Raw genomic sequence first — 12,176 nt, 5'->3', positions numbered from 1 at the left:
CGTCGGCGCGCTCGGAGATTCTGTCGGGGTCGGCCGGCATACTGCCGGGATGACAGCATCTGCCGACCTCGCGATGGTCAACCTCGACAGCTCCGATCCCGCCGGCCACGCCGCGTTCTACCACCGGTTGCTCGGCTGGGAGATCACCCACAGCCAACCCGAGTACGCGATGATCAGCGGCGGTGGCACCTCGATCGGCTTCGGTCTGGTCGAGGGTTACCAGCCACCGTCCTGGCCGGACCCGTCCGGCACGAAGCGCTACCACCTCGACCTGTACGTCGACGATCTCGCGACGGCGACCCAGGAGTTCGTCGCGGCGGGCGCGTCCAAGCCGGACTTCCAGCCCGGCGGCGACAAGTGGGTGGTGCTCATCGACCCGATCGGCCAGCCGTTCTGCCTCTCCCCGCGCCCGAAGAGCTGAGGGTCGCTCGCGGCGGTCGGGGTGGTTCAACCGCGCGTGCGCCCGAGCCAGTCCTGAGCGAGTGCCCGCAGCAGCGTGGGTTGCTCGAAGGGCAGATAGTGCCCGGCGGCGTCGACGACGGTGTAGGTGCCTCGGGGATAGCGTCGCATCGCGCGGAACTGGTCGACGTAGCCGACGATCCCGTCCTGCCGCCCGGTCACCACGGTGACCGGCACGTCGATGTCGACCTCGACGGTCTCGTCGGGCAGCGCGTAGCCGGTGCCGCCCTGCAACTCCCGCTGGAACGTCGCGTCGCCGGGGCCGCCGGAGCCCAGCGCGGCGAGCACGGTCGCGACGACGGCCGACGTGCGGTGGCCCAGGGCCGCGTCGAGGTGCGCCCGCAGTTCGTCGGGGGCGTCGTCGAGCCAGCCGGTGGGCCCTTCGGGCGGCGTACGGTCGGGCAGTTGCCGGCTGTCCCGGGCGATGGTGACGCCCGGGCAGACCAGCAGCAGGCCCCGCACGAGGTCCGGTCGCTGCCGTGCGATCCCCGCGCCGAGGTAGGCGCCGTAGGACGCGCCGGCCAGCAGGATCGGCCCGTCGACGTGCTGGTCCAGCCACTCGCACACCGTGTCCAGCACGTCCTGCGAGGTGGGTGGGCAGGTCGCCGGGGTGTCTCCGTGACCGGGCAGGTCCACGTACACCTCTCGCAGGCCGGCGCCGGCGAACGCGGGCCCGAAAGCGGCCGCCGTGGCGGCGCGCGTCGTGCTGAACATCGGCAGGCAGACGACCACCGGTCCGGTGCCCCCGGGATCGTCCGCGACCAGAGTCATGCCGGCGATCCTAACGTGGTGGGCTCAGCCGCGGCGGCGGGCCCGCGCCGCCCACACCGCGTAGGCCGGGTCACGGTCCAGGTTGTGGCGATCCCGGTCGTAGCGGCGGGTGGTGCGCGGGTCGGCGTGCCCCATCGCGTCCTGCACGTCCTCCAACGGGACACCCTCGGAGCGGGCGGTGGTGGCGAACGCGTGCCGCAGCGAGTGCGGGGACAACTTCGCCCAGGCAGGGATGCCGGCCGCCCGGGCCAGCCGGCGGACCAGCCGGAACACCGAGTGCCGGTCCAGCCGGGCGCCGCTGGCGGTGACCAGCAGGGGCCCGGTCAGCTGTGGCACCGGCACGCCGGTGGCGGCGGCCCGCTGGGCCAGGTAGGCATCCACCGCGTACCCGGTGCCCGGGGTGAGGGCCCGGCGACGCGGCTTGCCGCCCTTGCCGACGAAGCGCACGCTGCGGTGCCCGCGTTCCGTGCCGAGGTCGGCCAGGTCCAGCGAGACCAGCTCGCCGACCCGCAGGCCCAGGTCGGCGAGGAGCGCGATCGCCGCCCGGTTGCGCACGGCTGTCGGGCCGGTGTCCGCGTCGGCGGCGCTGAGCAGCGCGTCCACCTCCTCCGGGGTGAGCCCGACCGTGGCGGAGTGGTCCCGGTCGACGCGGGGACGGTCCGCACCGGAGACCGGGTTGGCCGACACCCCGCCGAGCTTGACCAGGAAGTCGTACCAGCTGGACAGCGCCGACAGCCGCCGTGCCACGGTGGCCGGCGTGAGTGGCCGGCCGCTGCGTGCGCCGAGGGTGGACTCCAGCACGCGGGCGTACTCGTTGACGTGCAGGAAGGTGGCCCGCAGCGGGTCCAGGTCGCGGCCGGCGCACCAGCCGAGCCACCCGGTGACGTCCCGCCGGTACGCGTCGCGGGTGTGCTCGGACAGCCGCCGGTTGCGCAGCCACGCCTCGGTGACGTCGATCGGGCCGCCGGGCAGCGCGGGACGGTCGGACGTGCGGGCGAGCACCGGAGCGTCGGAGGACACCATGTGAAAAAGGCTCTCAGCCTCGGGCGGGATCGGTGGGCAGGCGCGCCGGTCCGTCCGCGTCGAGCCGCTTCTCGAACCAGTGCTCCGCGTACTGGTCCTGCGAGTACGCCGGGATCTCGACGTAGCCGTGCCGGGCGTAGAGGGCGCGGGCCTCGACCAGATCGCTGCGGGTGTCCAGCCGGATCCGGTCCGCGCCGGCCGTACGGGCCTGCCGTTCGACGGCGGCCAGCAGCGCGGCGCCCCCGCCGGCGCCCCGGTGCGCGGGGCGGATGAACACCCGGGTCAGCTCGGCCCAGCCCGGCCGCCACCGCAGACCGGCGCAGCCGGCCAGGTCGTCGCCGTGGTGAGCGAGCAGGAGCAGGCCGGTGGGGGACGTCAGGTCGTCGCTGGGCGACTCGGCCAACGCCTCGTCGACCTCGCCGGGGAGGGCGGGTCGGCGGTAGTAACGGACGACCATCTCGGTGATGTACTCGCGCAGCAGGAGCACCGCGTCGGGCTGGTCGGGATGGACGGTGGTGGTCACCCAGTCGGGCCGCAGGGTCGTGGTCACCAGTCGATCATCAGCGCCCGGTCAACGCGTTTTCGCCAGGCCGGACCCCGATGATCGACCCGCGTCAGCGGCGACGGGCCGGCAGCAGCGCGATCAGCGCGACCGCCACGGCCACGTGCATGGCCCCGAGGGCGAGCCGGGCGCCGGTGGTGGCCTCGGTGCCGACCAGTGGGACGAACGACAGCAGCGTGACCAGGACGGCCAGCGAGATCCAGATGGCGGTGGCGGTGCGCCGGGCGACGCGCTCCAGCACGGCCAGTGCCGCCCAGCCCAGCAGGGCCGCGCCAAGGGTGATCCCGATGATCTGACTCGGCCCGATGACCAGCGCGGGCTGGCCCGGACTCTGCACGGTGTAGTCGACCCCGGCCACCTCGCCGATCCCCCAGATGACCAGGCTGGCCAGGACGGCGGCGACGACGCCGAGGGCGCGGCGGCGCAGCGACGAGGTGGTGGTGGTCGTGGTGACGCTTGGTTCGGCGGTCGCACTCATGACGGCTCCTCGATTGGGGGCGCGAACAGATGCGACCGTATCAGATAGTCCCGTCCGGGACTATCTGTCTCGGGACTAGCACCCGGGCCGGCCGCCCGGCGCGTACGGGGAGGTGTTGGCCAGGGGGCCGCTCACCAGCGCGATGAGCGCGCGCAGGAACACGTCCCGGTCGGCGGCGGGCAGGGCGGCGAGCACCTCGTCCTGGATGCGGCTCACGACACTCCGCGCCTGCTCCAGGACGCGCTCCCCCGCGGGCGTCACCGCGACCAGTCGGGCGCGCCGATCCGTCGGCGCCGGACGACGTTCGGCCAACCCGGCCCGCTCCAGCTGGTCGAGCGTGACGACCATGGTGGTCTTGTCCACTCCGCACCGCTCGCCGATCTGCCGCTGGGTGAGGTCACCGGTGCTGGCCTGCGCCAGCACGTAGTGCGCCCGGGGTGAAATGCCCAGCCCGGCCAATCCGGCCGCGTGCTCGGCCTGTAGCGCGTGACTTGCCCAGGAGAGCAGGAACAACAGGTCGGGCGGGCCGTCGGCGGGCGTACAGGAGGTCATGCACGGAGGCTAACAAGATGGTCCACGACGAGACGGTTCGCGGCCCGGACAGTCAGGCCCGCTGGTAGATCCCGTGCTCGCGGGTGAGCAGCCGCTCGTCGATCAGGTGGCGGCGCAGCGTCGCGTGGTCCGACCCACCGCCCGCGCACCACGGCTTGAGCGCCTCGTCCACGGCCCGCTCGGGGTAACGCGTCCCCGGTTCGAACGACCGGTCCGCGATGTGCGTCAGCAGGACCCGCCGCCGACTGAGCTGCGCCGGCAGCCCCACCAGCACGCCGTCGCGCAGGAAGGTGCGCAGCACCGGGTCGGCGTCGGGCTCGGCGTCATCGGCCGGACGACGGTCGCGCGCCGCCGACCGCAGCGACACCTCGTCGGCCACGAGCGCGCCGTCGGGGCCGGTCACCAGGCCCGCGTCGGTGAGTCGCCGGATCCCGGTGAGCACCGTGCGCGCCGGCAGGCCGGCCCGCTCGGCGACCTGGGTCGCGCTCGCCGAGCCCAGCACGATCACCGCGAAGATCCGTCGCCGTCCGTCGTCGGCCAGCGCACCGGCCAGAGCATCCGCTGTCACGCCGGTCACCCTTTCATCGACGGTACGCGGACCGCGAGGCCATTTCCGGTACGCCCGCTCAGCTCGCCGGCTGCTCGGCCACCAGGAGCACCCGGCGCAGCAGGTCGGACAGCAGCCGCCGCTCGGCCGGGCTGAGCGCGCCGAGCAGGCGGTGCTCCTCGGCGCCCCGGACGTCCATCGCCCCGTGCCAGGCGGCCCGGCCCTCGTCGGTGAGTTCCACGTCCACGCGCCGACGGTCGACGGTGGACGGCGTCCGCCGTACGAAGCCCCGCTCGACCAGGTTGTCGACACGCGCGGTGATCGAGGCGGGCGCCATCGCCAGGTCGGCGGCGAGTTCGGACGGCGCGGCCCGGCCCTGCCGACCGGCCAGCGCGTGCAGCGTGTCGTACTCGTGCGCGGGCAGGTCGAAGTCCACCAGGACGCGTTCCTTGACCGTGCGCAGGTGACGGGTCAGGACGCCCATCCGGGTCACCGCCCCCTCGACGTCGGCGTCCAGGTCGGGCAGGACGGGCAGCCAGCGCTCGACGTGCCGGTCGACGGAATCGTGGGCGGTGGTCACCCTGCCAGAGCTTACGCCATCGAATTATTCGTTGACGAAATATTCGACGTCAAACTATGTTGCGATGGTGACCAATCCACTGCGCAACCGCCCGTTCCGGCTGCTGTTCCTGGGACGTACCGTCTCGGCGATCGGTGACGCCGTCGTGCCCGCGGCGCTGGCCCTGGCCGTGCTGCGCGCCACCGGGTCCACCGGTGCCCTGGCCGTCGTCCTCGCCGCGGCGATGGTCCCCCGGCTGCTCCTGCTGCCCCTCGGCGGCGTCGTCGCCGACCGGTTCGACGCCCGCCGGGTCGCCCTGTCGGCCGACCTGGTCCGCTGCGCGACCCAACTCGCGGTCGGTCTGCAGTTGCTCGGCGGCGACCCGTCGCTGACCACCGTCGTGCTGGCGTCCGCGCTCGGTGGCACCGCGTCGGCGTTCGCCATGCCGACCGCCTCCCCGCTGGTCGCCGGCACCGTCGAGCCGGCCGCCCGGCAGCGGGCCAACGCCCTGATGGGGATCACCGCCAACGTCAGCCGGCTCGCCGGTCCGGCCCTGGCCGGCGCGCTGATCTGGGCCGCCGGCCCCGGCTGGGCGTTCATCATCGACAGCGCGTCGTTCGCGCTCAGCGCCGCGCTGCTCGTGCTCGTCCGGGTCCGCCACGTGCCGGTGCCCCGACGACCCATCCTCGCCGACCTGCGGCACGGCTTCGGCGAGGTCCGCGCCCGGGACTGGTTCTGGACCAGCCTGCTCGGGCACGGTGTCTGGAACGGCGCGGCGGCCGTGCTGATGACCCTCGGGCCGGCCGTCGCCATCAACCGGCTCGGCGGCGAGGCGACCTGGGTGCTGCTGTTGCAGGCCGGCGCGATCGGCATGCTCACCGGGTCGCTGCTGGCCGGTCGGTTCCGGCCCCGCCGGCCGGTGCTGCTGGCCAACCTCGGGCTGGCCAGCTACGCGGCGCCGTTGCTGCTGCTCGCCGCCGCCGCGCCCGCCCCGGTGGTCATCGCGGCCTACGCCGTGGCGCTGACCGCACTGGGCTATCTGAACCCGGTGTGGGAGACCATCGTGCAGCACCACTTCCCGCCCGAGGTGCTGGCCCGGGTCACCTCGTACGACTGGCTGGTGTCGCTCGGTGCGGTGCCGTTGGGTTACGCGCTCGCGCCACTGGCCGCCGACGCGTTCGGCGCACCCGTACCCCTGGCCGTGGCCGGTCTGCTGGTCCTCGCCGCCTGCGCCGGCACCGCGCTCGTCCCCGGCGTACGCCAACTCACCTGGCCGGCGGACCCGCAACCGCAACCGGCCGAACCCGCTGGCGTCCGCTGATCAGGTGGATGGGCGCGTCTATCCGGATGACAGCGGGTCCGTCGCCAGCAGTGCGTGCAGGTGCATGTCGTGCCAGCCATCGACGTGGCGAACCGACCCGCGGGCCACACCCTCCTCGGTGAAGCCGACCCGCGCGGCCACCCGGCACGATGCCGCGTTGGCGGTCGAGTGTTCCAGGGCCAGCCGGTGCAGACCGGCCCGCGTGAAGCTCCACCGGGTCAAGACCGCCAGCGCCTCGGCGGCGATTCCCCGACCACGTGCGGCGGGCAGCACCCAGTACGACACCTGCGCCGACGCCTCGCTCAGCAGCACGCCCCGCAACCCCACCTGACCGACCGGCCGATCGTCGTGGTCGACGATCGCCCAACTGGCGGCCGTCTCGTCGCGCCAGCGGTCCGCCCACTGCGCCGCCCACGCCCGCGCCTCGTCGTCGCTGTCGAGGCGGCGGACGTGCCACCGCTGGATCGACGGACAGTCGAAGGCGGCCCGGACCGACGGGGCGTCGTCCTCGCGCCACGCCCGCAGCGTCAGCCCGGGGCGTACCGGAAGGTGGGGTTGCTCGTGAGCGCCGAGGCTCCCGGCGGGCAGGGCGGGCTCGACGAGCAACGGCATGCGCCCATTATCGGGCCGGCCGCACTCTCCCGGTCACTGTCCGGAAACGGTGGGCAGGTCGCGCGCACGCTGCCGGACACCCGCCCCGCCGTACGGGTAGTCACCCACGAGCGGGGCACTCGCCTCGTCCAGCAACCGCATCTGGTCGGCGTCGAGGACCAGGTCGGCGGCGGTCAGGTTGTCGTCGAGCTGCGCCGTGGTACGCGCCCCGAGGATCACCGAGGTGACCGCCGGCCGGGCCTGCAGCCAGGCCAACGCAACAGCCGACATGGACACGCCGCGTTCCCCGGCGACGTGGCGGACCGCGTCGATCACCCGCCAGGTGCGCTCCTCGGCGTTGCGGCCCGCGTACGCCTCGACACCCCGCTGCGGGTTCTCGCCGAGGCGGGTGGCACCGGTGGGCGTGTTGTCGCGCTGGTACTTGCCGGTCAACCAGCCACCGCCCAGCGGCGACCACGGCAGGATGCCGATGCCCTCGTTCTCGCAGACCGGCACCAACTCGAACTCGATCTCCCGGGCCAGCAGGTTGTACTGCGGTTGCAGGGTCACGATCGGGCTGAGGTTGAGGTGCTGGGTGAGCAGAGCGGCCTTTTGCAACTGCCAGCCGGTGAAGTTGCTGACCCCGGCATAGCGGATCTTGCCCGCCCGGATCGCGTCGTCGAAGAACCGCAGCGTCTCCGGCAGCGGGGTCAGCGGATCCCAGGCGTGCGCCTGGTAGAGGTCGACGGCCTCGACACCGAGCCGCCGGAGGCTGGCGTCCAGGGCGCGGGTGAGGTGCACGCGGGACAGGCCGGCGTCGTTCGCCCCCGGGCCCATGGGGAAGCGGCCCTTGGTGGCGATCACCAGCCGATCGCGCAGCTTGGGTCGGGTCCGCAGCCAACGGCCGACGATCTCCTCCGATACGCCGGCGGAGTAGACGTCGGCGGTGTCGATGAAGGTGCCGCCGGCCTCGACGAACCGGTCCAACTGGGCGAAGCTGCCCGCCTCGTCGGTCTCGGCTCCGAAGGTCATCGTGCCCAGACAAAGGGTCGACACCACCGTGCCGGTGGCGCCCAGGGTGCGATAGCGCATGTCGTCCTTCCGGTCGAGTGACAAGCCGATCTTCGCACCGGCTCGACCGAGCGCACCGTCCAGGCGGTCCGGATCGGCCGCGGTGACTGGCGATCGTTCCGCAGGCCGACCGTCCCAGCGCTCGGCACGGGCACCCGTACGGCGGCGTCTCGGGTGATGATGTGCGGGTGAGCGAGCCCGCCATCGACACCCGTCGACCCAGCCGGTCGGAGCCTTCGGCACCGGAGCCCGGTCCCCGTACGCTCGGGCCCTGGCTGGTGGCCGGGGCGGTCAGCGTGACGCTGCTGCTGCTCTCCGGCCGCTACGGCTACCACCGCGACGAGCTCTACTTCGTGCTCTGCGGCCGACACCTCGACTGGGGCTACGTCGACCAGGGTCCACTGGTTCCGGCGCTGGCCCGGCTGCTCGACACGATCGCGCCGGGCAATCTGGTCGTGCTGCGTACCCCGTCGGCACTGCTGGCCGGCGGCGCGGTCCTGCTGGTCGCCGCCATCGCCCGGGAGTTGGGCGCCGGCCGCGTCGCGCAGAGCTTCGCGGCGGTGCTCGCCGCGCTGTCCGGGATCGTGCTGGCCGGCGGGCACCTGCTCAGCACCACCACCATCGACCTGCTGGCCTGGCTGGTCGTGGCGCTGTGCGCGGTGCGGCTGCTGCGCACCGGCGACAGCCGGTGGGCGCTCGGTATCGGGTTGGCGCTCGGCGTCGGCATGCTCAACAAGCTGCTGCCCGGGCTGCTGGCCGTGGGCCTGATCGCCGGGGTGGCCATCGCCGGGCCGCGACGGCTGCTGCGCGACCGGTGGGTGCTCGCCGCGGCCGGGCTTGCCGTGCTGCTGGCAGCGCCGAACCTGATCTGGCAGGCGGCGCACGGCTTTCCGCAGCTCGGCGTGGCAGCCTCGATCAGCGACGGCGACAGCTCCTACAGCGGCCGCCTGGACGCGCTCACCCTCCAGTTCGTCATCATCAGCCCGTACGCCGTGCCGATCTGGATCGCCGGCCTCGTCGCGGTGCTGCGCCGGCCGGCGTGGCGGGTATACCGGGCGGTGGGCTGGGCCTGGCTGGTCGTGGTCGCGATCGTGCTGATCGCCGGCGGCAAGGGCTACTACGACGCGCCGCTGCTGCTGGTCCTCACCGCCGCCGGCGCGGTGGTGACCATCGGCTGGGCGGCCCGGGGCGCGGTGTGGCTGCGCCGAGGGCTGCTGGCGCTGGCCGCGGTGCCGTTCCTGCTGCCCACCGTCGTGCTGCTGTTGCCGGTGCTGCCGGCCGACCGGTTGCCTGGGTTCGTCACCGACGTCAACTACGACGCGGGCGAGACCATCGGCTGGCCGGCCTTCGTCGACTCGGTCGCCACCGTCCACCGTGGCCTGCCGGCCGACCAGCGCGCCCGGGCGGTCATCCTGACCGGCAACTACGGCGAGGCCGGCGCGCTGGCCCGGTACGGCCCCGAGCGTGGCCTGCCCCACGCGTACTCCGGGCACAACAGCATGGTCGACTTTGGCCGCCCACCCGCCGACGCCGACGTGGTGATCGTCGTTGGCTGGGAGCGCGCCGACCCGCTGGCCGCGTGGTTCGACGAGTGCGCTCCGGCCGGCCGGGTGGACCAGCGGGTCGAGGTGGACAACGACGAGAACGGCGGCCCGATCTTCGTGTGCCGGGGGCTGCGGCACCCGTGGGCGCAGATCTGGGATTCCGAGGTACGCCACACCGGCTGACGCCCTCAGCCGTCCTTGTCGCTGGTGAGCCAGGCGCCGACGACGGTCAGCGCCTCGGGGCCGGAGTCGTCGCCGACATCGCGGGCGAGGTCGGCGATCGTGACCCCGGCCAGCGCCTGGCGCCACGCCTTCTCGGCCGTCCACATGGCGCGGGCGATCGGGCACGCCTTGGTGCAGTCGCTGGGCGGGGTCGCCAACGGGCCGCGCTGGCGGATCTCGGTGCAGACGAAGGCGGGTCCAGGGCCGTCGACCGCCCGGACCACGTCGAGCAGGGTGATGCTCTCCGGGGCACGGGTCAGCGCGTAGCCACCGGATTTGCCCTGGACGGAATGGATGAGCCCAGCGCGGGCAAGCGCCTGGAGTTGCTTGGCGAGGTAGCTGCCGGAGACATCGTGCAGCTCCGCGAGTTTGGCCGCCGGGACGGGCCTGCTGCTGGTGGTGAGGACAACGCAGCAGTGCAGCGCCCATTCGACCCCGCCGGACATCTTCATCGCTTCACCCTAGCCACCCCGCTACTCGGACTCGTTTTATCCGAGTATAGTTCTCGGACATGGGAAGTCCGAGTATCGACCAACCGGGAAGCGGTGGCCGGACAAACGGACCAAAGGGAAGGTGCTCGACATGAAGATCGCCGTAATGGGTGGAACCGGTCTGATCGGGTCGCAGGTTGTCAAGATCCTGCAGGCGGCCGGCCACGACGCGGTGCCGCACTCGCAGTCCACCGGAGTGGACCTGCTCACCGGGCAGGGCCTGCCCGAGGCGCTCAAGGACGCCGAGGTCGTGGTCAACCTGACGAACTCGCCGACCTTCGACGACGCCTCGCCCGCGTTCTTCCAGACGACCATGGACAATCTGCTGACGGCCGCCGAGCGGGCGGGTGTCGGGCACGCGGTGATTCTGTCCATCGTCGGCGTCGACCTGGTCCCCGACCTGGCCTACTACCGCGCGAAGGTGCTTCAGGAGGACATTCTCAAGGCCAGCTCGGTGCCGTACTCGATCGTCCGTGCCACCCAGTTCTTCGAGTTCGTCGACGCGATCATGTCCTGGACCGCCGACGAGAACACCGTCCGCCTGCCCGCCAACCCTGTGCAGCCGATGGCCGCGGCCGACGTTGCGCAGGCCGTCGCGGACGTCAGCATGGGCGCTCCCCTGCAGGGCATCCGCAATGTCGCCGGCCCGGACGTCTTCCCGCTCGACGAACTGGGCAGGATCACCCTCGCCGCCCACGGCGACCAGCGCACCGTCACCACCGACGCCACCGCCGGTATGTTCGCTGCCGTGCCCGGCGACGCCCTGATCGCCAAGGGCGGCGCGGTCATCGCTCCCACCTCCTACCGGGAGTGGCTCAAGCGCTGACCCTCGCCGGCCGTACGGCATCGGGGCGACCGAGCGCCTCGGTGCCGTACGGGCACTGCGGTGTCGCGCGCTCAGCGCTGCGGGCGGACCGCCCCGGGGTGCGCGACTCCTCGATGTGACCGGGACGAGCGAGCTGGGCCGGTCCGCCGCCGTGACAGCGAGCGGATCAGGCCGGCGTGCACCCGCTGCTCGTCCCGTGCGCTGAGCCCGAGCTGGTTGTGCAGCAGGTGGATCAGGTCGAACGTCGTGGCGCCGTCGTGCCCGGGGGTGCAGTGGCCGGCCTGCAGCAGCCGCGACCAGCAGGTCAGCGGGTGGCACTCGCTGGCCAGCGCGGAGGCGATCCGCTGCCAGGGGGCACCGGGGGCGACCGCTGGACCTTCAGGATCGGCGGGCTGGTCGGTGTCGCGCAGCGCGGGACAGTTGTGCATCGCCGCCACCATCGCGAGGTCCGCGGCGGCGGCGAGCCGAGCCTGTCGGCCCGGGGTTATCCGGATCAGACCGACCGCCACGTCGACCAGGCGCGGATCGCGCGCCGGCGGAGCGGCGAGGTGCGGGGCATAGACCGGCGCCTGCGCCCGGACCGCCGCGCAGAGCCCGGCCAGTCGGGCCGACATCAGTCGCGGCGCGTCGCCCAGCAGGTGGAGATTGACCACTTGCGGGGATTGTCGGGTAAAGGACCAGCCGGACAACTCACCGGCGGCCTGCAGGCCGTGCAAGAGTGGACTGACGCCACGGGTGAGGAACGCGTCCGCAACGGCGGCACGGGCCGGCAATAGACATTGGAATGCGTGCCATCGTTCCGACTCGTTCGTCATCGCCTCCGCATCCGACGAATTGTCCAGATAGGATCGGTAATGGTTGCTCATCGATGGTCCCCCCGCCGGCGTCGCCCCCGCCCGAGTCGACGTTAAGCGACGACGGCCGATGCGACAGTAGGGAAAACCCCACATTGTGGTGAACACCCTGCGATCGACGGCGTGCGCTGCGTGAAGAACGAAGTCCGCTATTTCGGTTTTTGGGGTGCCAACATTTGCTCTCTTCGTCGATAGGACCGGCCGTACGCGTGATCGCCGTTCTTGGCTTGTCGCCCTAGAGTTGCATCTGCCGCTCGCCCGAGCGCCGGCAATTGGCACCGCTGGTATCGGGCATGCCGAGAGGC

15 protein-coding genes are annotated in these 12,176 nt (G+C 72.7%); 4 read left to right on the top strand and 11 right to left on the bottom strand.

The genetic code is table 11. From position 1 onward, the window contains the following. The first annotated feature begins 49 nt into the window (after window positions 1-49). Window positions 50-421, top strand: a complete 372-nt coding sequence (locus ACFQGL_RS23060; protein WP_377514430.1) for a VOC family protein — start codon at window positions 50-52, stop codon at window positions 419-421. 26 nt (window positions 422-447) lie between these two features. Here the strand turns inward: ACFQGL_RS23060 and ACFQGL_RS23055 are convergent, their stop codons facing one another. The 7 genes from ACFQGL_RS23055 to ACFQGL_RS23025 all read right to left on the bottom strand — a co-directional run bounded on the left by ACFQGL_RS23055 (window position 448) and on the right by ACFQGL_RS23025 (window position 4,972). Next, the gene (locus ACFQGL_RS23055; RefSeq protein WP_377514429.1) at window positions 448-1,230 is read right to left on the bottom strand and encodes an alpha/beta fold hydrolase; all 783 of its coding nucleotides are present in this window, start codon (window positions 1,228-1,230) and stop codon (window positions 448-450) included. Window positions 1,231-1,254: 24 nt separating this feature from the next. Further along, window positions 1,255-2,253 (bottom strand): tyrosine-type recombinase/integrase, encoded by a 999-nt coding sequence (locus ACFQGL_RS23050; RefSeq protein ID WP_377514428.1) that lies wholly within the window; start codon window positions 2,251-2,253, stop codon window positions 1,255-1,257. Between the two features lie 13 nt (window positions 2,254-2,266). Next, window positions 2,267-2,803 (bottom strand): GNAT family N-acetyltransferase, encoded by a 537-nt coding sequence (locus tag ACFQGL_RS23045; RefSeq protein WP_377514427.1) that lies wholly within the window; start codon window positions 2,801-2,803, stop codon window positions 2,267-2,269. A gap of 64 nt (window positions 2,804-2,867) precedes the next feature. Then, window positions 2,868-3,293 (bottom strand): DUF6069 family protein, encoded by a 426-nt coding sequence (locus ACFQGL_RS23040; RefSeq protein WP_377514426.1) that lies wholly within the window; start codon window positions 3,291-3,293, stop codon window positions 2,868-2,870. A 75-nt stretch (window positions 3,294-3,368) separates the two neighbouring features. After that, window positions 3,369-3,845 carry a MarR family winged helix-turn-helix transcriptional regulator gene (locus ACFQGL_RS23035; protein ID WP_377514425.1) on the bottom strand — a complete coding sequence of 159 codons (477 nt, stop codon included), beginning with the start codon at window positions 3,843-3,845 and terminating at the stop codon, window positions 3,369-3,371. A 52-nt stretch (window positions 3,846-3,897) separates the two neighbouring features. Then, entirely contained in the window at window positions 3,898-4,413 is a 516-nt protein-coding gene (locus ACFQGL_RS23030; RefSeq protein ID WP_377514424.1) for a DUF2087 domain-containing protein, read from the bottom strand. A 58-nt stretch (window positions 4,414-4,471) separates the two neighbouring features. Continuing rightward, entirely contained in the window at window positions 4,472-4,972 is a 501-nt protein-coding gene (locus ACFQGL_RS23025; RefSeq protein ID WP_377514423.1) for a MarR family winged helix-turn-helix transcriptional regulator, read from the bottom strand. Window positions 4,973-5,039: 67 nt separating this feature from the next. Between ACFQGL_RS23025 and ACFQGL_RS23020 the strand changes: the two genes are divergently transcribed. Then, a complete protein-coding gene (locus ACFQGL_RS23020) occupies window positions 5,040-6,272 on the top strand; it encodes an MFS transporter (protein WP_377514422.1) in 1,233 nt (410 codons plus the stop codon). Between the two features lie 18 nt (window positions 6,273-6,290). Here ACFQGL_RS23020 and ACFQGL_RS23015 read toward each other — a convergent pair whose 3' ends face one another. Both ACFQGL_RS23015 and ACFQGL_RS23010 read right to left on the bottom strand, forming a co-directional pair. After that, a complete protein-coding gene (locus ACFQGL_RS23015) occupies window positions 6,291-6,884 on the bottom strand; it encodes a GNAT family N-acetyltransferase (protein ID WP_377514421.1) in 594 nt (197 codons plus the stop codon). 33 nt (window positions 6,885-6,917) lie between these two features. After that, window positions 6,918-7,955, bottom strand: coding sequence for an aldo/keto reductase (locus ACFQGL_RS23010; RefSeq protein ID WP_377514419.1), 1,038 nt, complete (start codon window positions 7,953-7,955; stop codon window positions 6,918-6,920). Window positions 7,956-8,122: 167 nt separating this feature from the next. Between ACFQGL_RS23010 and ACFQGL_RS23005 the strand changes: the two genes are divergently transcribed. Then, window positions 8,123-9,661, top strand: a complete 1,539-nt coding sequence (locus tag ACFQGL_RS23005; RefSeq protein ID WP_377514418.1) for an ArnT family glycosyltransferase — start codon at window positions 8,123-8,125, stop codon at window positions 9,659-9,661. A gap of 5 nt (window positions 9,662-9,666) precedes the next feature. Here ACFQGL_RS23005 and ACFQGL_RS23000 read toward each other — a convergent pair whose 3' ends face one another. Beyond that, the gene (locus ACFQGL_RS23000; protein ID WP_377514416.1) at window positions 9,667-10,152 is read right to left on the bottom strand and encodes an RrF2 family transcriptional regulator; all 486 of its coding nucleotides are present in this window, start codon (window positions 10,150-10,152) and stop codon (window positions 9,667-9,669) included. Window positions 10,153-10,282: 130 nt separating this feature from the next. On the opposite strand from ACFQGL_RS23000, the gene ACFQGL_RS22995 reads away from it, so the two are divergent. Continuing rightward, complete coding sequence (locus ACFQGL_RS22995) at window positions 10,283-11,017, top strand: SDR family oxidoreductase (protein WP_377514414.1); 735 nt, start codon at window positions 10,283-10,285, stop codon at window positions 11,015-11,017. Window positions 11,018-11,088: 71 nt separating this feature from the next. On the opposite strand, the gene ACFQGL_RS22990 is transcribed toward ACFQGL_RS22995, so the two are convergent. Continuing rightward, entirely contained in the window at window positions 11,089-11,670 is a 582-nt protein-coding gene (locus ACFQGL_RS22990; protein WP_377514413.1) for a hypothetical protein, read from the bottom strand. Between the last annotated feature and the right edge of the window lie 506 nt (window positions 11,671-12,176).

Source organism: Micromonospora vulcania (assembly GCF_042658605.1).
Classification (GTDB): domain Bacteria; phylum Actinomycetota; class Actinomycetes; order Mycobacteriales; family Micromonosporaceae; genus Micromonospora; species Micromonospora vulcania.
Note: the sequence above shows the minus strand (reverse complement) of the source record. Positions and strands in the feature narration are given on the sequence as shown.